Genomic DNA, 23,309 nt, shown 5'->3' with positions numbered 1-23,309 from the left:
ATGGTATAAAAGTAAGCTTATAAAACTGAGTAATTTTATAGGATTGCACTATAATTTTATAAAACTTAAATGCGGAATTTTCTCTATAAAACCATTGTTTGAAATAAAAACCCTATGAAAACAGTAGAGTTATGCTGCTATTTTTTATTTAACAGGCCTACTTCAATAATAATTCCTATTTTTGCAATCTAAATTGAATCTAAATAAGGCTTGAAAACTTTAGCACAGCTCAAAATCGGTCAGAAGGCACAGATACTCGACGTTAATATCGATACGATTCCTTTAAAATTGCTTGAAATGGGATGTCTTCCCGGCAATTTTGTTGAGCTATTGCAGATTGCACCTCTTGGCGACCCGCTATATATTGATGTCAATGACAGTCATGTTGCCATTCGCAAAGAAACTGCCCTTGCTATAACTGTTGAAGTCGTGAATGAAACTCTATGAGTCATAAAAATCTTAAAGTAGCCCTTATAGGCAATCCTAATACCGGGAAAACTTCTGTCTTTAATCAGCTTACAGGATTGAAGCAACAGGTTGGTAATTATCCGGGAATAACCGTTGAAAAGAAAATCGGTTACAGCAAGCTGTCCGAAAATCTGAAAGCCACCATTCTTGACTTGCCCGGAACCTATAGTTTAAACGCCAGTTCTATTGATGAGAATGTGGTAATTGAACTATTGCTCAACAAAAACGACCCTAATTATCCGGATGTTGCGGTTGTAGTTACCGAAGTTGAAAATCTTAAACGAAACCTGCTTCTTTTTACACAGATTAAGGATTTGGAAATCCCGACAATCCTGGCTATCAACATGTCGGACAGAATGGATTATAAAGGCATCAGCCTGGACATTCCTTATCTTGAAGAGCAATTAAAAACCAAAATAGCTCTTATAAGCTCTCGCAAAAACATTGGTATTGACAATCTCAAACAGCTTATAGCCGATTATAAAACCTTATCAACAGAGCCTTGCCTGAATGCATCAAGCATTGATGTTGATTATTTTAACAGGCTCCGCCATGCTTTTCCGAAAGAATTGCTTTATAAATTATGGCTCGTCATTACACAGGACGTGAACTTTGGAGAACTGGAACGGAATGAGATTGCTGAAAAATCTTTTGCAAAATCCAATTCTGAGCTGAAAAAAATGCAGCAAAAAGAAACCATCAAAAGGTATCAGTTTATCAATGACGTTCTTAAAGTCGGATATAAGGTCGATTCATCAAAAGCAAAAGGATTGAGAGCAAAACTGGATAGAATCCTGATGCACAAAGTTTTTGGATATGTCATCTTTTTTGCCATTCTGATGCTGATTTTCCAATCGGTATTTTCATGGTCAAGTATTCCGATGGATTTTATCGATGAAACTTTTGCAAAACTGGCTAGCTTTTCAAAAGAACATCTTGCTCCGGGCTTACTAACCGACCTTATTTCCGAAGGAATCATACCCGGTATTGGCGGAGTAGTAATTTTCATACCGCAAATTGCCTTCCTGTTTCTTTTTATTTCTGTATTGGAAGAAAGCGGTTATATGAGCCGTGTGGTTTTCCTTATGGATAAAATCATGAGAAGATTTGGACTTAGCGGAAAAAGTGTTGTTCCATTGATTTCGGGAACGGCTTGTGCTATTCCGGCTATCATGGCATCGAGAAATATCGAAAACTGGAAAGAGCGATTGATAACCATCCTGATTACTCCTTTCACAACCTGTTCAGCAAGACTGCCTGTATATGCTATTCTGATTGCCCTGATTATTCCCGAAAAAAGAATCCTTGGTTTTTTAAACCTACAGGGGCTGACTTTAATGGCATTGTATCTTTTAGGTTTTTCCATGGCTATTTTTGCCGCCTATATCCTAAACAAAATATTAAAAATAAAATCCAAGTCGTATTTCGTTATTGAGATGCCCAATTACAGACTGCCTTTGTTTAAAAATGTGGCCATTAACGTAATCGAAAAAACAAAATCTTTTGTGGTTGGAGCAGGGAAAATCATCCTTGCCATTTCGATAATCCTTTGGTTCCTGGGTTCGCACGGTATGTCTCACGAATATGCTAATGCAGAAACTATTGTCAAAGAAAGAATACAAAAGCAGGGTTTAACGCGATTCAACCAAAATTACATCGACAATACACTTTCAGAGCATTATACAGCATTGCAGGACAGCGTTGCCAAAAACGTTTACAAGATTAACAGTCAGGACATCGCTGATTCTATAGCTGCCAAAAAAATAGAACTTTTTGAAAAAGTAGAAAATCAGGAAATTTCCAGTTTTAAGCTCGAAAAATCATTTATAGGAGTTTTAGGAAAAGGCATAGAACCTGTCATCAAACCATTAGGTTATGACTGGAAAATTGGCATCGCGGTTATTACTTCCTTTGCGGCAAGAGAAGTATTTATTGGTACGCTGGCTTCTATTTACAGCGTAGACAGTGAAGAAGAAGCAACCATAAAAAGCCGAATGGAAGCTGAAATCAATCCGGTTACAGGCGATAAGATTTTCAATTTTGCTACGGGAATATCGCTGTTACTTTTTTATGCTTTTGCGATGCAGTGTATCAGTACGCTGGCAATTACGAAGAAGGAAACCAACTCCTGGAAATGGCCTGTCATTCAGCTGGTTTTCATGAGTTCATTTGCCTACGGAGTTTCATTAATTGTTTATCAGATTTTGAAATAAGGTTTATCATTTTCTTGGCATAAGCCGAAGAATTTAATTTTTAACTTTGAGATATGAATATTCAGGAAATCATAGCATACCTACTTGTAGCAGGAGCTTTTGCTTTTCTTGTCAAGAAATTCTTTTGGAAAAAGAAAAAGGCAGGAAATTGCGGCAATGACGATTGCGGATGCCACTAAAGCAGCTTGACAAAAAGATTGCTTGCAATTTTATTGGAAATCGTAAGCTCTTTTCCATTCACTTTTATTCTCAAGGACAAATCAAAACTTTCTCTGGACAGAAACTCGATTTTTGAACCCAAAGCAATTTCCTGCTTGTCGAGGTATTTCAAAAATTCTGAAGAAGTGTCCTTTACACCAACACAAATCCCGGACTGGTTTTCTGACAATTCCGAAAGCAATTGCTTTTCGATTTTTATAATTCTTCCTTCCCTGTCCGGTATAGGGTCACCATGGGGGTCTTCTGTAGGATTGTCTAAAAAATCGTCGAGCTTATTGATGAGTTTTTCTGATTTGATATGTTCTAACTGTTCGGCAATATCATGCACCTCATCCCATGAAAAACTAAGCTTTTCTACCAGAAAAACTTCCCAAAGACGGTGTTTTCTAACAATCATTTTTGCAGCGAGCTTTCCATCCTGCGTTAATGAAACTCCCTGATATTTTTTATAATTAATCAGTCCTTTTTCAGCAAGCTTTTTCAGCATATCTGTAACTGACGATGCTTTCGTTTCCATTTTTTCAGCAATGGCATTTGTGCTTACTTCAGCATCTGAAGCTGTTGTAAGATGATAGATTGTTTTTAGGTAATTCTCTTCTGAAAAAGTCATTGCAAAATATTTTGAGTGTAAAGGTAGCCTACTTCTTGACAATAAATAACGGTATCGATATTTGATGGCGCAATTTATTAACCGTAGTTCCAAAAAGCAAATCCTTGAAACCGGTATGCCCGTGCGTTCCCATCACCAAAATATCAAAACTTCCTGTATTTACTATTGCCGGAATCACCTTGCCGGGTTTTCCAAAACCTAATTGGGTTTCAACCCTGAACCCTTTTTGAACAAGCATTTCCTTATATTCGTTCAGCAATTTTTCATCGATTGTGGTTTCATGGTCCTGTATGTTTTCGCCATACATCATGGCTCCAACAGTTTCTACTACGTGAATCAATGTATAATTTGCTTCTATTCCTCCCAATTCAAAAGCACTGTTTATGGCAACCTCATCTGCTTCCGAAAAATCAACAGAAATAGCAATATTCTTTTTCGTATACGTTGCCTTTTCTGAAAACTTAAGCGTGAGGTTGTGTGGTGAATGGTTGTAATTTTTCGCTTTTGACTTGGCGATAAACGGTTTGAAAACAATATATAAAAGCAGTACCAAAAATGCTATTGCCAAAGGAACAACTGTCAACCAAAGCACCAAAGGATTCTCTGCATTTTCAATCCATCCGGTAATTTCATCATAAACCAGTTTTGCATTGAGCGAAACAATGGTTGATGCGATAATCCAGGCCGCTATTTGGGTAATCCTGCCAATATGGAAACCTTTCATCTTTCGTTTGTCGCTTACAAAATGGATTAGCGGTATAATGGCAAATCCTAATTGGAGACTCAAAATTACCTGACTAAAAATCAGCAGTTTTCCCGTAACCTGCTCGCCATAAATCATGATGACAATAACAGCAGGCACAATGGCAATCAATCGTGTAATTATTCGGCGAACCCAAGGCTGTATTCTTAAGTTCAGATAACCTTCCATAACTATCTGCCCGGCCAATGTTCCTGTAATTGTTGAGCTTTGTCCGGCAGCGATTAAGGCAACTGCAAAAAGTATCGGTGCCCATTTTGTTCCTAAAAGTGGTTGCAGAAACTGGTGTGCATCCTGAATCTCTGCAACATGAAACATCCCGTTGCGGTAGAAGGTTGCCGCAGCCAGAATCAAAATAGCCGCATTGACCAGAAAAGCCAGATTCAGTGCTATGGTAGAATCAATCAGATTGTATTTTAAGGCCTGTTTGATGCCCTTATCAGTCCTATCAAACTTTCTTGTCTGCACCAGAGAAGAATGTAGGTATAAATTATGTGGCATTACAGTTGCACCAATAATACCGATGGCTATATACAATGCCGCTTCATTAGGTATGGATGGAATCAGTCCCAATACAACCTTATCAAGTTCCGGTTCTGCAAATACCATTTCAAACACAAAGGAGAATCCTATTATGGCTACCAGAGCAATGATAAAAGCTTCCATTTTCCGGATACCTTTATTAATAAGAAACAGCAAAAGAAAAGTATCGAGAACCGTAATCAACACACCTTCAATCAAAGGAATATCAAATAAAAGGTTAATCCCGATTGCCATTCCCAATACTTCTGCAAGGTCACAGGCCGCAATGGCAATCTCTGCTAAAAAATAAAGGATATAGTTAATGAAAGGCGAATAGGTTTCCCGCGATGCCTGTGCCAGATCACGCTGTGTCACAATTCCAAGTCGAGCGCTCAAACTTTGCAAAAGCAATGCCATAATATTACTCATCAGAAGTACCCATAAAAGCGTATAGCCAAACTGACTTCCTCCTGCTATATCAGTTGCCCAGTTCCCCGGGTCCATATATCCAACGCTAATCAAATAGGCCGGTCCCAAAAAAGCCAGCACTTTTCTAAAGGCCGATTTTTTATTTTGGGTAGCCACTGACCCGTGTACTTCTTCCAATGATTTACTCATACAAAACAATTATTGATACAAATATAATTATTTTATTTGCTTAGTAAAATATAATTTTTAGTTTTGTCTAAAAATTAATTACTAATTAATGAAAAATATAGCCCTACTATTTCTAATCTTTTCTTTCCAAAACTTTTATGCACAAGAGAAAGGTGCTATTTCCGGAAAAATAACTTCCGAAGGGATTGCAGTTACCGATGCTGATATCAAAATCTTAGGAACAAATTTTGGCACTTCATCAGACAGCTTAGGTAATTATAAAATCGATAATATTCCTGCCGGAAATTATAAGATTCAGATAGCTTATGTAGGTAGCAAAACACAGAGAAAAGCCATAACCATTAAAAAAAATGAAACCCTGGAATGGGATGCAGAATTGGAAAACGATAAAAATTCTTTGGAAGAAGTAGTTGTAAGCGGCACTTTAAAACCTGTCAGCCGTTTGGAAAGTCCCGTTCCCGTTGAAGTATACAAACCCTCATATTTCAAGAAAAATCCAACTGCCAATATTTTTGAAGCAATGCAGAACGTGAACGGAGTCCGTCCACAACTCAACTGCAATATCTGCAACACGGGCGATATTCACATTAACGGATTGGAAGGGCCTTATACATTGGTGTTAATTGACGGAATGCCAATCGTTAGCGGACTGTCTACCGTTTACGGGTTGTCCGGAATCCCAAATTCGCTATTGGAACGGATTGAAATCGTAAAAGGCCCGGCATCTTCTTTATACGGAAGCGAGGCCGTTGGAGGCTTAATCAATATTATCACCAAAAATCCGTCCAATGCTCCACGGTTTTCAATAGACGGTTTCAGCAATTCATGGGGCGAAGTCAACCTGGATGCCGGATTCAAAGGAAACATCGGCAAAAACTCTTCCGTTTTATTGGGAGTCAATTATTTCAATTACAGCAATCCGATAGACAACAATCATGATAATTTCACAGACGTTACACTACAGCATCGTATTTCAGTCTTTCAAAAATGGAATTTAGGAAGGAAAAGCAACAAATTGTTTTCACTGGCCGGGCGTTATTTTTATGAAGACCGTTGGGGTGGCGAAATGCAATGGGAGAAAAAATACCGTGGCGGAGACGAAGTCTATGGGGAAAGCATTTATACTAAAAGATATGAACTATTAGGAGCCTATGAACTGCCTATTGAAGAGAAAATGCTGTTTTCGTTTTCGTATACAGACCATGACCAGAATTCTGTATATGGAAATACGCCCTATATGGCCCAACAACGTATTGGTTTCGGACAGCTAACCTGGGACAAGAAAATTTCCAACCATGACCTGCTTTTTGGAACCGCTATCCGCTATCAGTTTTACAACGATAATACTCCGGCTACTTCCACTGCCGACAAAACCTGGATTCCGAGCATTTTTGCACAAGATGAAATCAGGTTCAACGATAAACACAGCATACTTCTTGGTGCACGATATGACTATAACAGTGACCACGGTTCTATTTTCACACCCCGTTTTGCTTATAAATTCAAAGCGACCGATAACGATATTATCCGCCTGAATGCCGGAACCGGATTCCGTGTAGTAAACCTGTTCACCGAAGAACATGCCGCCTTAACCGGTTCCAGAGAAGTTGTTATTGCAGAAGAGCTAAAACCGGAGAAATCGTATAATGCCAATATCAATTACCTGAAGAAAATCTATACAGAAAACGGAACCTATATTGGCCTGGAAACGGCAGCTTGGTATACGTATTTCACAAATTCCATCCTGCCTGATTATGATACAGACCCGAATAAAATCATATACAAAAATCTGGATGGTCATGCCGTGACAACAGGAGTTAGTGCTAACTTAGACATTGTTTTCCAAAACGGACTGAAATTTATTCTGGGAGCTACGTATATGGATGTTTCCAAAACCGAAAACGACATCAAGACAAGACAGATTCTGACTGAAAAGTTTTCGGGAACCTGGGCTATTTCATATCGCATTCCAAAATTGTTTCTCGACATTGACTATACGGGAAATGTCTACGGTCCAATGCGTTTGCCATTGCTTGGAGAACTCGACCCGAGAAAAGAATACTCGCCAACGTGGAGCATACAGAACATCCAGTTCACTTACAATAAAATAAAAGATGTCGAAATTTATATGGGCATCAAGAACCTATTAAACTGGACGCCAAACAAAGGAAATCCTTTTATTATTGCAAGAGCTAACGACCCTTTTGATAAGAATGTACAATATGACTCGCAGGGAAATGTCCTGCCAACGCCAGACAATCCATATGCGTTGACTTTTGACCCAAGTTATGTTTATGGCCCGAATCAAGGCATCCGAAGCTTTTTTGGAGTGCGATATACTTTGAAATAATTATGAAAAAGTGGTTTCTTATACTAGCATTGGTAACGGCAGTTCCAACTTTTGCCCAACTCAAAACGCACACTTTTGAAGAAGCAGAAAAATTAGCCGCTGCCACTTCCAAACCTTATGTCATTTTTATACATACGGATTGGTGCAAATTCTGCAAGATGATGGAAAACACGACTCTTAAAAACAAAGAACTTATAACAGCCCTGAACCAAAACTTTTATTTTATTTCTTTTGATGCGGAAAATAAAAAAGACATCTTTTTTAACGGGACTGTTTTTAAATTCAAGCCAAAGGGAAATAATTCCGGCGTTCATGAATTGGCTACGGCATTGGCAGAAAAAAATGGAAACACGATCTATCCGTCAATTGTTATCCTAAATTCCGATTATTCTATAGCCGCACAGCTCCAATCTTACATAAATGCAAAAGACCTGCTGCAGATGTTGCATAAAATCCGATAAAATATTCGCTATTTTTGGAATATGAAAAAGTACGACTACATTTTTGCCGGGGCGGGACTGTCCGCATTGATGACCGTCTACCAGATGATACTTTCCGGGAAATTCAAAGAAAAGAAAATCCTTCTTTTGGATGCCGATTCTAAAAAAAACAATGACCGCACCTGGTGCTTTTGGGAAAAACCAGATGGAGATTACGAACACCTTGTCTATAGAAAATGGAATACGGCCATTTTTTCGGATGCAAATTTCACGCGTGATTTAAATCTAAGCCCTTATCAGTACAAGATGATACAGGGAATGGATTTTTACCAACATGTCTTTGAAGCAATTTCAAAAGAACACAATATCGAATTCTTACAGCAAAAGATAATTCGTTTCAAAGAAGATAATGGCGGGGTTTTGGCAGAAACAGAAACAGAAAAATTCTACTGTGATAAACTTTTCAATAGTATTTTAAATCCACAGGAAATTATTAGGCAAAATAAATATCCCTACTTGCAACAGCATTTTATTGGATGGAAAATCAAGGCTAAAGAACCCGTTTTCAACCAAGAAAAAGCCACTTTCATGGATTTCTCAATAGCCCAAAAAGGAAATACGCGATTTATGTATGTATTGCCTTTTTCAAAAACCGAAGCTTTGATGGAATACACTTTATTTTCGAAAGAACTGCTTCCGGAAAATGAATACGAAAACGAAATTCAGGACTATTTCAAAAAATTAGGAATTACAAATTACGAATTGATTGAAAAAGAACAGGGCGCAATTCCAATGACTTGTTATCCTTTTTGGAAAAAAAACACTAAAAACCTTGTACACATTGGAAGTGCCGGAGGCTGGACAAAAGCCAGTACCGGCTATACTTTTAAAAATGCCACAAAAAAATCAAAAGAATTGGTTGCTTTTTTGGCAACTGGAAACGATTTTAGAAAATTCCATAAAAAAACAAGGTTTTGGTTTTATGATTTGTTGTTATTAGACATATTGGATAGAAAAAACTACCTCGGAAGCCAAATATTTTCTACCATGTTTCAAAAAGGAAATCCTGCCATTATTTTCAAATTTCTGGATGAAGAAACTTCATTCGTTGAAGACATACGCGTAATTTCCAGATGCCCAAAAACACCTTTTCTTCAGGCATTAGGCAAAAGAATTGGCATATAAACCCGACTATGAAACTATAACAAATCTTTATACTCTATTTTTTTACAACACTCCAAAACTTCGTAACTTTGTGCTTTTAAACTTTAAACTAACAAAAGTTATGTATCCAGAAGAAATGGTAAAACCAATGCGTGCTGAATTGGCTGACGCAGGTTTTGAAGAATTATATAGTGCCGGTGCAGTTGAAAACGCAATTGCAAAACCGGGCACCACTTTGGTTGTTGTAAATTCAGTTTGCGGATGCGCTGCAAGAAACGCACGTCCGGGAGCAAAAATGAGTTTGGATGGCAGCAAAAAACCAGACCATTTAGTAACTGTATTTGCAGGAGTTGATAAGGAAGCTGTAGATGCGGCACGTGGATTCATGTTCCCTTTCCCTCCTTCTTCTCCTAGTATGGCACTTTTCAAAGATGGTGAATTGGTTCACATGTTGGAGCGTCACCATATTGAAGGTCGTCCGGCAGAAATGATTGCTGAGAACCTAAAAGATGCTTACGCAGAATTCTGCTAAACAATTTTTAAAATTTTTTATACAAACCCTTTCAGTTTTTAAAAACTCTGAAAGGGTTCTGTTTTTAAAAGGATTTCCGAAACATGATAAATGTCATTTCCGATTCTTGGATAAAAGTCCTACTTTTGCACCAGATTTAAAAAATCGACATAATTCTCTCAACTTAAAACGTTTATAGCATGCAACTGTACAACACTTTAAGCGCAGAAGAAAGAGCGGCACTTATTGATGAGGCCGGCAAACAGCGACTCACGCTGTCATTCTATGCGTATGCCAAAATTGAAGACCCGAAAAAATTTCGCGACGATTTATTTATAGCCTGGAACGAGCTTGATGCACTTGGCCGAACTTATGTTGCCAAAGAAGGAATCAACGCCCAAATGTCTGTTCCTGCGGAAAATTTGGAAGCTTTTCGTGAAACATTAGAAAAATATGATTTCATGAAAGACATACGCCTGAATGTAGCTGTGGAGCAGGACGACCACTCTTTCCTGAAACTGACGGTTAAAGTACGTGATAAGATTGTAGCTGACGGATTAGATGATGATACTTTTGACGTAACCGATATTGGCGTACACCTAAAGGCCAAAGAATTCAATCAGATTTTGGAAGACCCAAATACGATTGTTGTTGATTTCAGAAATCACTACGAAAGCGAAATCGGCCATTTCAAAGGTGCCATAACGCCTGATGTAGAAACATTCCGCGAGTCATTACCCATAATCAACGAGCAATTAAAAGATTATAAAGAAGATAAAAATCTGGTGATGTACTGTACCGGAGGAATCCGTTGTGAAAAAGCTTCCGCCTATTTCAAACATCAGGGATTTAAGAACGTATTCCAGTTGGAAGGCGGTATTATCAATTATGCCAAACAAATCAAGGAAGAAAACCTGGAAAGCAAATTCATTGGGAAGAATTTTGTTTTTGACCACAGGTTGGGCGAACGCATTACCGATGATATCATTTCACAATGCCACCAATGCGGAAAACCGTGTGACAATCACACCAATTGCGAAAATGAAGGCTGCCACTTATTATTCATCCAATGTGATGAATGTAAGGCCATCATGGAAAACTGCTGTTCGACAGAATGCCAGGAAATCATCCATATGCCGTTGGTAGAACAGGTAAAACTGCGTCGCGGTGTGAAAAACGGAAACATGATTTTCAGAAAAGGAAAATCTGAAAAATTAAAATTCAAACATTCCGGAGAATTGTCTGACATGCCTTTGGCAAAAGCCGGCAACGATATTCCTGAAACTGTTAAACCAAAGGACATCCGACAAAAAATCAAGATAAAGAAAACTTTACTTGGAAAAGCGGAGCATTATTTTGTAAAAGCCGGAATCGGGCAATTTCTGATTGAAAAAGACGAATTAAAAATCAATGATAAAATTATTATTTCAGGTCCGTCAACAGGAAATCAGGAATTACAAATCTCTCAAATGTTTGTAAACGGCACAGAAGCAGCAGTTGCAAAGCCTGGAGATAAAGTAACCTTAGCTCTTCCTTTTAGAATTCGCCTTTCAGATAAATTATACAAGGTTCTGGACTAAAAATATTTCTACTCTATTTACGTTAAACCTATTCCGGGATTCCGGAATAGGTTTTGTTTTTTACTGAACGGCAACAAATTAAAGGCTTTGTATCATTAAAACTAAAAATGCTATCTTTACGCACAAAATCATTTTACGAATTTTAAGTTACGTTAATCGTGACATCTATATAAAATTATGGCTTGTACCAGTTGTTCAACGTCTGATGGCAGTGCGCCAAAAGGCTGTCAAAATAAAGGGACTTGCGGCACCGATAGCTGCAACAAATTAACCGTATTTGACTGGCTGTCAAATATGAGCCTTCCTAACGGCGAGGCTCCGTTTGACTGCGTAGAAGTACGTTTTAAAAATGGAAGGAAGGAATTTTACAGAAATCCTGAAAAACTTTCGCTTAGCATGGGAGATATTGTGGCAACGGAATCTTCTCCCGGACATGATGTTGGAATTGTAACCCTGACCGGAGAACTGGTAAAGATACAAATGAAGAAAAAGTCGGTTAACCCTGCGAGTAATGAGATTCTCAAAATTTACCGCAAGGCTACCCAAAAAGATATCGATATCTGGTCTGAAGCACGTGCCAAGGAAGAACCAATGAAAGTAAGGGCGCGCGAAATTGCGATTGCACTAAAACTGGAAATGAAAATTTCAGATATTGAGTTTCAGGGCGACGGTTCGAAAGCAACTTTTTACTATACCGCCAACGACCGTGTTGATTTCAGACAATTAATTAAAGACTTTGCCAGAGAATTCAACACCAGAATTGAAATGAAACAGGTTGGTTTCCGTCAGGAAGCTGCCCGTTTGGGAGGAATTGGTTCCTGCGGAAGAGAACTCTGCTGTTCCACCTGGCTGACTGATTTCAGAAGTGTCAACACCTCAGCAGCAAGATACCAGCAACTGTCATTAAACCCACAAAAATTGGCGGGACAATGCGGAAAATTAAAATGCTGTCTTAATTATGAGTTGGACACTTATATGGACGCATTGCAGCATTTTCCGGATTTTGACACCAAGTTAATAACAGAAAAAGGTGATGCCATTTGCCAGAAACAGGATATTTTTAAAGGCCTGATGTGGTTCGCATACACCAGTAATTTTGCAAACTGGCATGTCCTTAAAGTAGAACAGGTCAATGAAATTATTGCAGAAAATAAACAGAAAAGGAAAGTTTCTTCGTTAGAAGATTATGTGCTTGAAGTAACTCAGGAACCGGAAAAAGATTTCAACAATGCTGTTGGACAGGAAAGCTTAACCCGTTTTGACCAGCCAAAGAAAAAGAAAAGACCGAAAAAACGTAAGCAAGCGGCAACGGCAGATACCCCGGTTGTAGAAAAACCGGCTGCAAAAGAAAACAAAAATCCAAACGCAAACGCAAATCCGAATAAAAATAACAACAACCGGAATCACAATAAAAACAGACCACAAAAACCTGCAAACGAAAAGAAACCGGATAACAAAAACAACAATAACAACCGTCCAAAAAATGAGCCTAAAAAATAGCTTACTATTTGTTTTTGCAGCAATACTTTTGGTTTCCTGCGATAAGAAAAGGGTTTTCGACCAATATAAGTCGGTTGGAAAAGAATGGCACAAAGACAGTATTGCAACCTTTACTTATAACAACCAGGACACTACAAAGGCGTATAATTTGTTTATAAACCTGCGTTCTAACAATGACTATCCTTTCAACAATATTTTCCTTATTGTTGCTATGGAAGCGCCTGGCGGATTAACCAAAGTCGATACGCTCGAATACCAAATGGCGAACCCGGACGGAACCTTATTAGGCGAAGGCTTTTCTGATGTAAAAGAAAGTAAGCTTTATTTTAAAGAAAAATACAAATTCAAATCCTTAGGAGATTACAAGATTGGTATAATGCAGGCACTCCGCCAGACAGGAAAAGTAAATGGAGTAGAATCACTGGCAGGAATAACAGAAGTCGGCTTTAGAGTAGAAAAATTAGATTAGCAATTATGGCAACTAAAAAAAAGAACAATACACAACAGGTTAAGGATGTCGCCTATTACAATAGACTATTCTGGAAAATATTTCTTTATGGAACAGGAGGAGTAATTCTATTTTTCCTTTTTGCTTCATGGGGACTTTTTGGTTCAATGCCATCCTTTGAAGACCTTGAAAATCCGGAATCCAACCTGGCAACTGAAATCATTTCTTCCGATGGAGAAACTATTGGGAAATTTTATAACGAAAACAGAACAGCTATTAAATACTCAGACCTGCCAAAACATCTGGTTGATGCATTGGTGGCTACCGAAGACGAACGTTTTTATGAACATTCCGGAATCGATGCCAGAGGTACATTTAGAGCAATCGTCGGTTTTGGAAGCAGCGGTGGAGCAAGTACAATTACACAGCAATTGGCCAAACAGTTATTTCATGGTGAAAGGTCTAAAAATATAATTGTTGCTTTAACTCAAAAGGTTAAGGAATGGATAATTGCAACCCGTCTGGAAAGGCAATACACCAAAAGTGAGATAATCACAATGTATTTCAATGTTTATGACTTTAACAATTATGCCATTGGAATTCGTTCGGCAGCTAAAACCTACTTTTCAAAAGAGCCAAAAGATTTAACGGTTGACGAATCTGCTATGCTCGTTGGAATGTTTAAGAATTCATCCCTTTACAACCCTGTCAGAAATGAGAAAGGTGTAAAAAACAGAAGAAATGTGGTGCTTTCTCAAATGGTTAAAGCTAAAATTATAACCGAAGCCCAAAAAGAAAAATATAGTGCACTGCCTATTAAGCTGGATTTCCAACTACAGACACACAAAGAAGGAACCGCTACCTATTTTAGGGAGTATCTTAGGGATTTCATGAAAAATTGGGCAAAGAATAATCCTAAAAAAGATGGTAAAGAATATGACATTTACCGTGATGGTCTTAAAATCTACACTACTATCGATTCCAGAATGCAACTGTATGCTGAAGAAGCAGTGAGTGCACATTTGGCAAACCTTCAAAAAGAATTTTTCAAACAGGCGAAGGACAATAAAAATGCTCCATTCATCAGGTTATCAGAAGTTGAAACTGAAAAATTAATGATGCGTGCCAGAAAGAATTCTGAAAGATGGAGAATTATGAGTAATGAAGGCAAAAGTGAAGATGACATTTTGAAGTCCTTTAAGGTAAAAACAAAAATGAGAGTCTTTACCTGGAAAGGCGAGAAAGACACCATCATGACTCCAAACGATTCTATCAGATATTATAAGCATTTCCTTCAAACCGGAGTAATGGCAATGGAGCCGCAGACAGGCCATGTTAAAGTTTGGGTTGGAGGTATTAATTACAAGCATTTCCAATACGACCACGTAGGACAGGGAGCAAGACAGGTAGGTTCTACCTTTAAGCCTTTTGTTTATGCCGCAGCAATTGAACAGCAAGGTTATTCTCCATGTGATTCTATTATTGATGCACCTTATACTATTCCAAAAGGAAGACACAATGTAACAGAAACCTGGACACCGCGAAATTCTAACGGAACCTACAAAGGAATGGTAACGCTGAAATATGCCCTGGCCCAGTCTATCAATACTGTTTCAGCCAAATTGATTGACAAGGTAGGGCCGGATGCCGTAATTGACCTTGTTAAAAAACTGGGTGTCAAATCAAACATACCATCGCAGCCTTCTATTGCCTTAGGAGCCGTTGAAATTACCGTTGAGGACATGGTTGCCGCTTACAGTACTTTTGCCAACCAGGGCGTTTATATAAAGCCTCAGGTAATTACAAGAATCGAGGATAAAAACGGAGTCGTTTTATACGAAGCGGTACCGGAATCTCATGATGTATTAAACAAAGATATTGCTTATGCGGTTATTAAGCTTCTCGAAGGTGTTACTGAATCCGGTTCGGGCGGACGTTTAAGAACAGACGGTGGTGGTTTCGGATACGAAATGATGACCGGTTATCCGTATGTGCTCAGAAATCCAATTGCAGGAAAAACGGGAACAACTCAAAATCAATCTGACGGTTGGTTTGTGGGTATGGTTCCAAATCTGGCAACTGGTGTATGGGTTGGAAACGAAGACCGTTCTGCGCACTTCAAAAGTATTACCTATGGACAGGGAGCCGTTATGGCCTTACCAATCTGGGGATTATTTATGAAGAAGTGTTATGCCGATAAAGAACTTAAGGTTTCCAAAGAACCGTTTGAAAGACCGGCCAACCTATCCATAAAAGTGGATTGTTGGAAACCAGCCGTAAAAGACACCACAAATGTCGATATGGAAGAACAAAACACATCCGAATTTGATTTTTAATAGAAACGCCTTTTTTAAGGCGTTTTTTTATATATTTATCCTCCAAAACAAACATTCTTTATATGATTAATAAAAAAGTAGCATCTGTTTCTGATGCACTGAAAGATATTCAAAATGGGCAGACCATTATGCTTGGCGGTTTTGGCCTGTGCGGAATTCCGGAAAACAGTATTGCAGAATTAGTAAAACTTGAAGTGACAGATTTGACCTGTATTTCAAACAATGCCGGAGTTGATGATTTCGGATTGGGATTATTGCTTCAAAAACGCCAAATCAAAAAAATGATTTCCTCCTACGTAGGAGAAAATGCCGAGTTTGAGCGCCAGATGCTTTCAGGCGAACTGGAAGTTGAACTGACCCCACAAGGAACGTTGGCTGAAAAATGCCGTGCAGCACAAGCCGGAATTCCTGCTTTTTTCACACCCGCAGGTTATGGAACAGAAGTCGCAGAAGGTAAGGAAGCTCGTGAATTCAACGGCAAAATGCATATCATGGAAGAAGCTTTCAAAGCTGATTTCTCTATTGTAAAAGCATGGAAAGGAGACGAAGCCGGTAATCTCATCTTTAAAGGAACTGCCAGAAATTTTAATGCCTGTATGGCTGGTGCCGCTAAAATCACCATTGCGGAAGTGGAAGAATTGGTTCCGGCCGGAGTATTGGACCCGAACCAGATTCACATTCCGGGAATCATGGTACAGCGCATTTTCCAGGGCGAAAAATTTGAGAAGAGAATTGAACAACGAACTGTCAGACAAAAAAACTAATTATGGCACTTACTAAAGAAGATATTGCAAAACGAATCGCCAAAGAAGTAAAAGATAAATATTTTGTTAACCTTGGAATTGGTATCCCAACTTTGGTTGCCAATTATGTGCGTGAAGATATTTCAGTAGAATTCCAAAGTGAAAATGGTGTATTAGGCATGGGACCTTTCCCTTTTGAAGGTGAAGAAGACGCTGATATTATCAATGCCGGAAAACAGACTATCACTACACTTCCCGGAGCCAGTTTTTTTGATTCCGCTTTCAGCTTCGGAATGATTCGCAGCCAGAAAGTAGACCTTACCATTCTTGGAGCTATGGAAGTAGCAGAAAACGGAGATATCGCCAACTGGAAAATCCCGGGAAAGATGGTAAAAGGAATGGGAGGTGCTATGGATTTGGTGGCTTCTGCTGAAAACATTATCGTGGCAATGATGCACGTGAATAAAGCAGGTGAATCTAAAATCTTAAAAAGATGTACATTGCCTTTGACAGGTGTTGGATGTGTGAAAAAAGTAGTAACAGAATTGGCTGTTTTGGAAGTAACTCCTAAAGGCTTTAAACTTTTAGAGCGTGCCCCTGGAGTTACTGTAGAACATATTATTGCCTCAACAGAAGCTGATTTAATTGTTGAAGGCGATATTAAAGAAATGGTTATTGATTAATAATAAACATTGATTGTTTTTATATTATTTTCCAATATTTCATTTTCAATCAGCGTCACTATACAATTACTGTATTTATAACTGATTCTTTCAATCAATTTATTCAAATCATCATTATTTATTAATTCGCACAATTTTTTCAAATTGTGCGGATTAAAATGTAATAATCTATAGTTGTCTGCTCCTTCAAAAGAAACATAGAGCATATAACACTGATTGATCATTTCCATTATCAAAGGCGAGAAAGTAGCCTCTAATCTCTTTGATATTACCGCATTTTTCAATTCGTACTCATAAAAATGCGGATACACCTTCATTTTAGTTTTTCCATTAAAATAAAAATCGAATCCAATTAATAGCTCATTCTTATTAAAAAGATTTGCCATATTGTCTGTATAACCAAATACGTCAAGTGCGCTATTAAAAAACCTGTAATTACTATTTTCTATGGCTACCCAGAATTTTGCCCTTGAAGCGGCCTCATCATCTCTTAAATCAATACCCAAACCTAATGCCTTAACCTTAGACAAGTCCAAATCTTCAAACGACACCTTATCTAATAATTCATAATTTAGTTTGGCACCATTGTCTTTCAGGGAATTTAAAAAATCAAAGGATTTTTTAATGTTGTAGGCATGCTCGTGGTCCTTAAACAATAAAGCAAATCTGGAGCCTGAAATTACACCATTTATTATCTTACAAGAACATTCAAGAAAATACTGTTCAGAATTTTCGATTAAATTCTTGAAGGCATTAAGAGAAGTACTTTCTGCAATATTAAAATCTTTAATATGCGTTTCGAACTTCAATAATTGCTTTTCTTTTAAATGTACCGGAAAACTATTCATCTTTATCTATTTACTGTTTTATGATGTAATTCTAATCAAATTACTGTTTATCAATTCGTTTAATGCAAATGCCATATAGGATTCGTCGTGGTTATTTAATCCCAATCTGTTATTAAGCATATGGAGATAACTTACATATATTCTGGCTTTGGCATCAGACTGGTTGTTCTCAAATATATTGCTTTCAGAATCAAAAACAATTTCTCCGTTTGAGAATATGCGGTCAAGCTCGCCATCTGTCTTTACTAGAGATTCATGAAACAGCTTCACCCATTCCGGCTCAATTTCATCTTCCGCCAATATTGTTTTGACCAGGCCAACGCTTCTTTCAATAATCTCTTTCTGTCTGGCATAAAGATTTGAAAAGATTGTGTCGATATCATTTGTTTTTGCAATTTCCATTGCTCTTCTTTTCCAGTGATTGTTATTCATGATATGCATCATTTTCTTAATGGCATCGTCTGTTAACTCAACAGCATTAAAAAAAATGGTGTATAGCTGAATTGCTTTAGCCTGCGCTATTCCTATATCCCAGGAATCCTGATTGTCTATCAGGCTTAAAACAGCCTTTGATGATTCAAAAAAATGATGTTCTGCTTCAAGAATGGCTTTTTCACCTCCGTAACGATAGATTTCCGGAATATATTCATGATACGAAAAAGTATTATTAGGCCTAAAATCAGCATGGTCAAACTGTCTTGTAGAAGCATTTTCCTTGAGAAATTTTGAGAAAAAACGATTGGTCTTTTCTTCTATCTGAGCTTTATCATTTTCTGACACATACATCCTTAATCGGATATGTGAACCTTCCTGATTGTATCTTATAAAGAAATACTTTTCAATACTTTCCGTTTCACATATATGATTGACAAACGGAATAAGTCCTTCTTTTAAAAGGAAGTTTAAGTCCTGATAAAAGATATAGAGTGAAATCCAGATTTTGTTGTTATCAGACATAGGCTTCTCCATTATACCATTGAATAACAAACTCTCTTATTTTGTAATCTTCTTTAACGCCAACCTGTTCCTTATCAGGCAAACATTCCGATAATTCAATACTCTTATTGTTTGCAAATACTTTAGCAAGGAAGTTATAAAAAATAGGGTTTTGAAAATCTACAAATTGAGGCTTATAATCATCCTTCCTGTATTCTTCTTCTTTCGATTTTAAAAAGTTAATTGTCAAAAAAGCCCGCTTCGGTAAATTATTCTCTTCAATCCAGTTATTAATCGTAATAAAATTTACAGCATCACTTTCTAACCTGTCCAATTTAGGAAAATTCAAGTGGTTTATTATCCAGAATTTCCTTTGCAGGACGATTGACTCTCCAAAAGTTATTCTTGGATACATTTTTATGTTTCCGTCCTGTTCCTCATTATAGTAGAGATTGTTTATCTGATTTATAACAGAAAAATAATGCGGTGTTATCCTGTCTGAAAAATTTAATAATAAGGAATATAATTTGGACCTTCCTTTTGTACCCTGAAGGCAGGAGTCCTGAATCACAATCTCATTGCCATTCATAGTATCATAAAGCACCAAAGATTGATCAACATATTTCACCTTCAGAAACTTGACATTTATCGGATTTTTTACGCCATGACTTTTGTTTCCGCCTGGCATAAAACATTCATAATCAAACACCGGTTCATGTAAATTGGCATTAAACAGGGACGAGTCTGTAACTTCAGAATATATTACATTCACGTCACCATTAGACTTATGCAATTTCCTGTTTAGATTGATCTGACTTTCTAAAACCTCATCATTAAACATATATAAAAACCTGTTGATAGGCCTTCCGTAACCCCAGCTAAGTGCGTTGACAACTATTCCATCTGTATCATTTTCACTAAAATTCTGGAAAACGGCACAAGAAGAATAATTATGCTTTGTGTTCCTTACATAGTTCTCTTTGAAATCAAAAAATACGGTATGCAATTCTGAATTATAATTGATATCAAAATTTTCTAATTCGATATTTAAAAAAGGAGCCGTTGGAGAATCGTCTTTATTCTCTTTTAGATATTTGTAATAATCTTCATAGAGTTTCAATAAGGAGATATCGCCTTCAGCAGAATAATTATCAATAAAAAAATTAGTAAGAGGTTCTTTCTTTGCCTGCGAATAATTAAGGCTGACATCAAATAGTTTGGTTAGCTTTTCAAGATTGGCTGCTAATACAGGCCTGTCCAGACTAACTTGACTGTCGATTCGTGTATCTTCAAAAAAGACATTATTTTTTATGTTGGATATGGCTTTTTTGATTTCCTCATCATCCTCCGGATTACCTTCCAATTGATTTGATTTTTGGTAAAAATCAGCAATTATAGTATTAGCCTCAACCAGTAATCTAGAACGCTCTTCACTGTTTAAAAAGTTAAGGGAAAAAGCTTCTTTAATGGCTATAAGGTTCTGTAAAAAGGTATAGATTGTTTCTTTTTCTTCTGAATCTTCAATTTTCTCCAATATCGAAACAACCTTTTCCGGCCAGAGAAAATCGACTCCGTAAACCTCTAAGTTAAGTTCGATAAAGCCGGACATCAATAATTCGTATAAATATTTCGAAATCTCTTCTTCCGGTGCAGAAATTTGGTTCATACAATATTCAACCAGCTCACCAAATGTGATTTGTTCATTCTCTTCAACAAATGATTTTATCAGCCGGATGACCGGATTCACCTGAATATAGTTGAAAAACTCATAATTGTTTTTATTGATAAATAAACGATACGAATTTTTCTCCTCATCAACCTGGATAGTACTGTTGAGTATAATTTTTAAATTATAGTAAATCTTCTTATGGGTTAAGAAAAACTTTCTTACTTCATGAAAAAACTTACTGTTTATCCTCATAAAGCTAATAATTTCCCTCTCGGAATCAGCGATTAGCTCTTTTTCTGTCATTTCAGTATCACACAGCATTATACTGGCAAATGAACTAAAAGGGGTTGGCTTGAAAATACTTCTCATAGCGTATTTAAGCAATCCTACCTCTATCTGTTTGGATTTTTTATTGGATTCTGTATAATCCCATTTTACAGAAGAATTGAACAGGTCATAGCTCGAAAAAAGCAGAGCATTGGAAAATATCTCATCTGTAGCTATTTCCTTAAGATGGCTTTTTTTGGTTGTATATAATTCAGAATAATAATTTTGAAACTCCTGAATTAACGTTGCATAAAGTCCCTGAAGCCTGAGATAACCGAATATTTCTTCTCTCAAAGAATCATATTCTGATTCTAATTTATGAATATCCTTTTCCTTAATTTTTTTATCGCCTTCAATGCTTCTTAGTATGTTTATTAAAACATTCGTTTGATTTATGGATTTAGATTTTCCAATAAAATCTTCTAAAATCAATTTTATGCCTGCCTTTTTATCTAAGATGTCTTTTTTTGATAGGTATATTTTTTCTAAGAGATTATTGCTCTGTTTTTCCGGCAATAATAAATTATGATTGACTGGAATATTGCATTGCCTCGCAATTCCATATTTATAGATTTCCATTATTAAAAAAGTTTTTTACCGTCTTTAAAAAGACACGTGAAAAGCGATTGCTCTTTTATTATGACTTTAGCGGTTAAATGGTCATTAGATTTAAAAGCCTTAAAATCTTTTTCATCACCGGACGAATCCATTTTAAAGTTTATATCTAATATATAGTTAGTTTTAGGATCTTTCTCTTTTTGAATGTTTGCGACGATGGCTTTATACAGCTTATTTTCATTCTCAAATTTGAGAGTTACTTCCTGTCCCTGCTTGATTTCGTCTTGATTTGAAATATGTATTATTCCTCTGCCCTGGAATTCATAATTTAGATTCTCATCTGAAATTTTTTCCTTAAAGGCCTTATCTTTTTGAGGCATTACAAAATAAAGCGGATCATTTTTATCAATGATCGCAAAATTTTCTACTCTCTTGTTTTGGGGGATTTTGATAACGAATGACAACAATACCAATAAACATAAAAAAGCAAAAATCCCATTCCGAATTATCCATGAAGACCTATAATTTATAAGTTCATTTATTTCTTCGCAATGCAAATTTTCGTTATTGCTTTCATTACTGTTCATAGGGTATTGAAAATTAATTGTTCTCAAATTGAATACCGCCCATATTTATAAGCTGTCTTACCAGTTGTAATTTAGAATCATCGTCTAAAATACAATCAATGGCACTTAATTGTTTTGGCTCTGTTAAAGAAAATACTTCTTGTATAAATTCTTTACAAGGAGCCGGTAGGGTTAATTGAATTTTAGAATTGTGCACACTAATGGCACCATTTTCTTTATCGATAACATTAAATTTCTCCATCTTACTTGGATAGATAAAAGAAGAAGAATTAAATGAATCTAACGAATAAATTTGCTTAAAGAAGCCCAGGTTTGCCGGTCTTACATGCTCTTCAAAATTATTCAGCTTTTTAAAATCAGATTTTATATTTACTATCAGATTTGAAATCAAATCTGCTATTTCAGAGATATCTTCAGAGTTTAGGCTGTCAAAATCTGAATTATACAACTTTGGATATTTCCTTAATATTTTATGGAACTGGGTACTTTCTGAGATGTATTCGCTAATGATCTCACCCCAGGATTTGCCAAAAAGCCCTAGTGTAATATGGATGGAAGAATCGTCATCACAATTGGCATCATGAACCATCCCTCTGGGAATATAAAGCATATCTCCTTCCTCAAGCAAAAACTCATCCAGTACATTACCAGTATCGGAAAAATTATTATCAAATTTCATTTCACCATTAGGCAGTTCCTCAAATACATCATAAATCCTCCATTTTTTCGTACCGCTTATTTGCAGAACAAAAACATCATGCGTATCATAATGCGCAGGAAAGCCTTGAGAATCTTTTGGGGTTATGTAAATATTGGTTCCCGTCCTGTGTCCTAATGCTTTTGTTACGTCATTAGTAAGATTTCTTAATGACAATATTTTATTTTGGATATCAGACAAAACCAGAGTATATCCCTCCTGATAACATTTTACAAACTGAGATGAATCAATAACATATCCTCCGTTGACATTTGTACAGTATTTCGCCGGATCTAATTTTCCTTTGGAATGACTTACCGCTTTAAATGTTGGGTAGTAGTTTGATGAAGAGAAAATTAATTGATCTAAGGAATCAACATTCAGGACATCTTTAAAATAGTCTTTATCATTTCTCTTTATTAAAAGGTATTGTTTTTCAAAATATTTAGAAAAAAAGTCTTCTACCGATAATGGATGGATAATTTGATGTAGCATCTGATATTTTTTATAAGGCCATAATTT

At 36.8% G+C, this 23,309-nt stretch carries 20 protein-coding genes; 13 read left to right on the top strand and 7 right to left on the bottom strand.

Annotation, left to right across the window (positions count from 1 at the left end; all coding sequences use genetic code 11):
- Window positions 1–210 precede the first annotated feature (210 nt).
- Genes BGO88_RS07940 through BGO88_RS07930 form a run of 3 tightly spaced genes read left to right on the top strand, consistent with a single transcriptional unit; the run spans window position 211 to window position 2,860 of the window.
- Window positions 211–447 carry a FeoA family protein gene (locus BGO88_RS07940; protein ID WP_286706526.1) on the top strand — a complete coding sequence of 79 codons (237 nt, stop codon included), beginning with the start codon at window positions 211–213 and terminating at the stop codon, window positions 445–447.
- Window positions 444–2,681 (top strand): ferrous iron transport protein B, encoded by a 2,238-nt coding sequence (gene feoB / locus BGO88_RS07935; protein ID WP_286706525.1) that lies wholly within the window; start codon window positions 444–446, stop codon window positions 2,679–2,681. Before BGO88_RS07940 ends, feoB begins: the two co-directional genes overlap by 4 nt.
- A gap of 53 nt (window positions 2,682–2,734) precedes the next feature.
- A complete protein-coding gene (locus BGO88_RS07930; protein ID WP_082482145.1) occupies window positions 2,735–2,860 on the top strand; it encodes a FeoB-associated Cys-rich membrane protein in 126 nt (41 codons plus the stop codon).
- Here BGO88_RS07930 and BGO88_RS07925 read toward each other — a convergent pair.
- Together BGO88_RS07925 and BGO88_RS07920 are read right to left on the bottom strand one after the other, a co-directional pair.
- Complete coding sequence (locus tag BGO88_RS07925; protein ID WP_286706524.1) at window positions 2,857–3,510, bottom strand: metal-dependent transcriptional regulator; 654 nt, start codon at window positions 3,508–3,510, stop codon at window positions 2,857–2,859. The genes BGO88_RS07930 and BGO88_RS07925 overlap by 4 nt on opposite strands.
- A gap of 28 nt (window positions 3,511–3,538) precedes the next feature.
- On the bottom strand, window positions 3,539–5,410 hold the full coding sequence (locus BGO88_RS07920; RefSeq protein WP_286706523.1) for an Nramp family divalent metal transporter: 1,872 nt from the start codon (window positions 5,408–5,410) through the stop codon (window positions 3,539–3,541).
- 88 nt (window positions 5,411–5,498) lie between these two features.
- On the opposite strand from BGO88_RS07920, the gene BGO88_RS07915 reads away from it, so the two are divergent.
- From BGO88_RS07915 to BGO88_RS07870, 10 genes are all read left to right on the top strand, one after another.
- Window positions 5,499–7,760 (top strand): TonB-dependent receptor, encoded by a 2,262-nt coding sequence (locus BGO88_RS07915; protein ID WP_286706522.1) that lies wholly within the window; start codon window positions 5,499–5,501, stop codon window positions 7,758–7,760.
- A gap of 2 nt (window positions 7,761–7,762) precedes the next feature.
- Window positions 7,763–8,221, top strand: coding sequence for a thioredoxin family protein (locus BGO88_RS07910; protein ID WP_286706521.1), 459 nt, complete (start codon window positions 7,763–7,765; stop codon window positions 8,219–8,221).
- Window positions 8,222–8,242: 21 nt separating this feature from the next.
- Window positions 8,243–9,385, top strand: coding sequence for a lycopene cyclase family protein (locus tag BGO88_RS07905; protein ID WP_286706520.1), 1,143 nt, complete (start codon window positions 8,243–8,245; stop codon window positions 9,383–9,385).
- 100 nt (window positions 9,386–9,485) lie between these two features.
- The gene (locus BGO88_RS07900) at window positions 9,486–9,896 is read left to right on the top strand and encodes a BrxA/BrxB family bacilliredoxin (protein ID WP_056067307.1); all 411 of its coding nucleotides are present in this window, start codon (window positions 9,486–9,488) and stop codon (window positions 9,894–9,896) included.
- A gap of 179 nt (window positions 9,897–10,075) precedes the next feature.
- Window positions 10,076–11,455 (top strand): oxygen-dependent tRNA uridine(34) hydroxylase TrhO, encoded by a 1,380-nt coding sequence (gene trhO, locus BGO88_RS07895; protein ID WP_056067305.1) that lies wholly within the window; start codon window positions 10,076–10,078, stop codon window positions 11,453–11,455.
- Between the two features lie 177 nt (window positions 11,456–11,632).
- Window positions 11,633–12,955, top strand: coding sequence for a PSP1 domain-containing protein (locus BGO88_RS07890; protein WP_273237693.1), 1,323 nt, complete (start codon window positions 11,633–11,635; stop codon window positions 12,953–12,955).
- Window positions 12,939–13,424 (top strand): gliding motility lipoprotein GldH, encoded by a 486-nt coding sequence (locus BGO88_RS07885; RefSeq protein WP_286706519.1) that lies wholly within the window; start codon window positions 12,939–12,941, stop codon window positions 13,422–13,424. The genes BGO88_RS07890 and BGO88_RS07885 overlap by 17 nt, the downstream gene beginning before the upstream one ends.
- A 5-nt stretch (window positions 13,425–13,429) precedes the next feature.
- On the top strand, window positions 13,430–15,739 hold the full coding sequence (locus BGO88_RS07880) for a penicillin-binding protein 1A (RefSeq protein WP_056067299.1): 2,310 nt from the start codon (window positions 13,430–13,432) through the stop codon (window positions 15,737–15,739).
- Window positions 15,740–15,801: 62 nt separating this feature from the next.
- Window positions 15,802–16,503 (top strand): CoA transferase subunit A, encoded by a 702-nt coding sequence (locus tag BGO88_RS07875; protein ID WP_139999060.1) that lies wholly within the window; start codon window positions 15,802–15,804, stop codon window positions 16,501–16,503.
- A gap of 2 nt (window positions 16,504–16,505) precedes the next feature.
- A complete protein-coding gene (locus BGO88_RS07870) occupies window positions 16,506–17,165 on the top strand; it encodes a CoA transferase subunit B (protein WP_273237690.1) in 660 nt (219 codons plus the stop codon).
- On the opposite strand, the gene BGO88_RS07865 is transcribed toward BGO88_RS07870, so the two are convergent.
- Genes BGO88_RS07865 through BGO88_RS07845 form a run of 5 tightly spaced genes read right to left on the bottom strand, consistent with a single transcriptional unit; the run spans window position 17,162 to window position 23,282 of the window.
- On the bottom strand, window positions 17,162–18,013 hold the full coding sequence (locus tag BGO88_RS07865; RefSeq protein ID WP_273237689.1) for a DUF5838 family protein: 852 nt from the start codon (window positions 18,011–18,013) through the stop codon (window positions 17,162–17,164). The two genes, BGO88_RS07870 and BGO88_RS07865, sit on opposite strands and share 4 nt — an antisense overlap.
- 18 nt (window positions 18,014–18,031) lie before the next feature.
- The gene (locus BGO88_RS07860; protein ID WP_286706518.1) at window positions 18,032–18,970 is read right to left on the bottom strand and encodes a thiopeptide-type bacteriocin biosynthesis protein; all 939 of its coding nucleotides are present in this window, start codon (window positions 18,968–18,970) and stop codon (window positions 18,032–18,034) included.
- Window positions 18,963–21,524 (bottom strand): lantibiotic dehydratase, encoded by a 2,562-nt coding sequence (locus BGO88_RS07855; RefSeq protein ID WP_286706517.1) that lies wholly within the window; start codon window positions 21,522–21,524, stop codon window positions 18,963–18,965. Before BGO88_RS07855 ends, BGO88_RS07860 begins: the two co-directional genes overlap by 8 nt.
- Before the next feature lie 2 nt (window positions 21,525–21,526).
- Window positions 21,527–22,090: a hypothetical protein gene (locus BGO88_RS07850; protein WP_286706516.1), complete on the bottom strand. Its 564-nt coding sequence runs from the start codon at window positions 22,088–22,090 to the stop codon at window positions 21,527–21,529.
- Between the two features lie 13 nt (window positions 22,091–22,103).
- Window positions 22,104–23,282 (bottom strand): cupin domain-containing protein, encoded by a 1,179-nt coding sequence (locus tag BGO88_RS07845; RefSeq protein WP_273237685.1) that lies wholly within the window; start codon window positions 23,280–23,282, stop codon window positions 22,104–22,106.
- Window positions 23,283–23,309 lie beyond the last annotated feature (27 nt).

Source organism: Flavobacterium sp. 38-13 (assembly GCF_001899155.1).
Taxonomy (GTDB): Bacteria; Bacteroidota; Bacteroidia; order Flavobacteriales; family Flavobacteriaceae; genus Flavobacterium; species Flavobacterium lindanitolerans.
Note: the sequence above shows the minus strand (reverse complement) of the source record. Positions and strands in the feature narration are given on the sequence as shown.

Bases quoted from the DNA above. Each gene is read 5' to 3' on its own strand.
- BGO88_RS07880 (WP_056067299.1), top strand. From the start codon at position 13,430: ATGGCAACTAAAAAAAAGAACAATACACAACAGGTTAAGGATGTCGCC.
- BGO88_RS07865 (WP_273237689.1), bottom strand. From the start codon at position 18,013: ATGAATAGTTTTCCGGTACATTTAAAAGAAAAGCAATTATTGAAGTTC.
- BGO88_RS07890 (WP_273237693.1), top strand. From the start codon at position 11,633: ATGGCTTGTACCAGTTGTTCAACGTCTGATGGCAGTGCGCCAAAAGGC.
- BGO88_RS07855 (WP_286706517.1), bottom strand. From the start codon at position 21,524: ATGGAAATCTATAAATATGGAATTGCGAGGCAATGCAATATTCCAGTC.
- BGO88_RS07930 (WP_082482145.1), top strand. From the start codon at position 2,735: ATGAATATTCAGGAAATCATAGCATACCTACTTGTAGCAGGAGCTTTT.
- BGO88_RS07920 (WP_286706523.1), bottom strand. From the start codon at position 5,410: ATGAGTAAATCATTGGAAGAAGTACACGGGTCAGTGGCTACCCAAAAT.
- BGO88_RS07875 (WP_139999060.1), top strand. From the start codon at position 15,802: ATGATTAATAAAAAAGTAGCATCTGTTTCTGATGCACTGAAAGATATT.
- BGO88_RS07910 (WP_286706521.1), top strand. From the start codon at position 7,763: ATGAAAAAGTGGTTTCTTATACTAGCATTGGTAACGGCAGTTCCAACT.
- BGO88_RS07870 (WP_273237690.1), top strand. From the start codon at position 16,506: ATGGCACTTACTAAAGAAGATATTGCAAAACGAATCGCCAAAGAAGTA.
- feoB (WP_286706525.1), top strand. From the start codon at position 444: ATGAGTCATAAAAATCTTAAAGTAGCCCTTATAGGCAATCCTAATACC.
- BGO88_RS07850 (WP_286706516.1), bottom strand. From the start codon at position 22,090: ATGAACAGTAATGAAAGCAATAACGAAAATTTGCATTGCGAAGAAATA.
- BGO88_RS07900 (WP_056067307.1), top strand. From the start codon at position 9,486: ATGTATCCAGAAGAAATGGTAAAACCAATGCGTGCTGAATTGGCTGAC.
- BGO88_RS07905 (WP_286706520.1), top strand. From the start codon at position 8,243: ATGAAAAAGTACGACTACATTTTTGCCGGGGCGGGACTGTCCGCATTG.
- BGO88_RS07925 (WP_286706524.1), bottom strand. From the start codon at position 3,510: ATGACTTTTTCAGAAGAGAATTACCTAAAAACAATCTATCATCTTACA.
- BGO88_RS07860 (WP_286706518.1), bottom strand. From the start codon at position 18,970: ATGTCTGATAACAACAAAATCTGGATTTCACTCTATATCTTTTATCAG.
- BGO88_RS07915 (WP_286706522.1), top strand. From the start codon at position 5,499: ATGAAAAATATAGCCCTACTATTTCTAATCTTTTCTTTCCAAAACTTT.
- trhO (WP_056067305.1), top strand. From the start codon at position 10,076: ATGCAACTGTACAACACTTTAAGCGCAGAAGAAAGAGCGGCACTTATT.
- BGO88_RS07845 (WP_273237685.1), bottom strand. From the start codon at position 23,282: ATGCTACATCAAATTATCCATCCATTATCGGTAGAAGACTTTTTTTCT.
- BGO88_RS07885 (WP_286706519.1), top strand. From the start codon at position 12,939: ATGAGCCTAAAAAATAGCTTACTATTTGTTTTTGCAGCAATACTTTTG.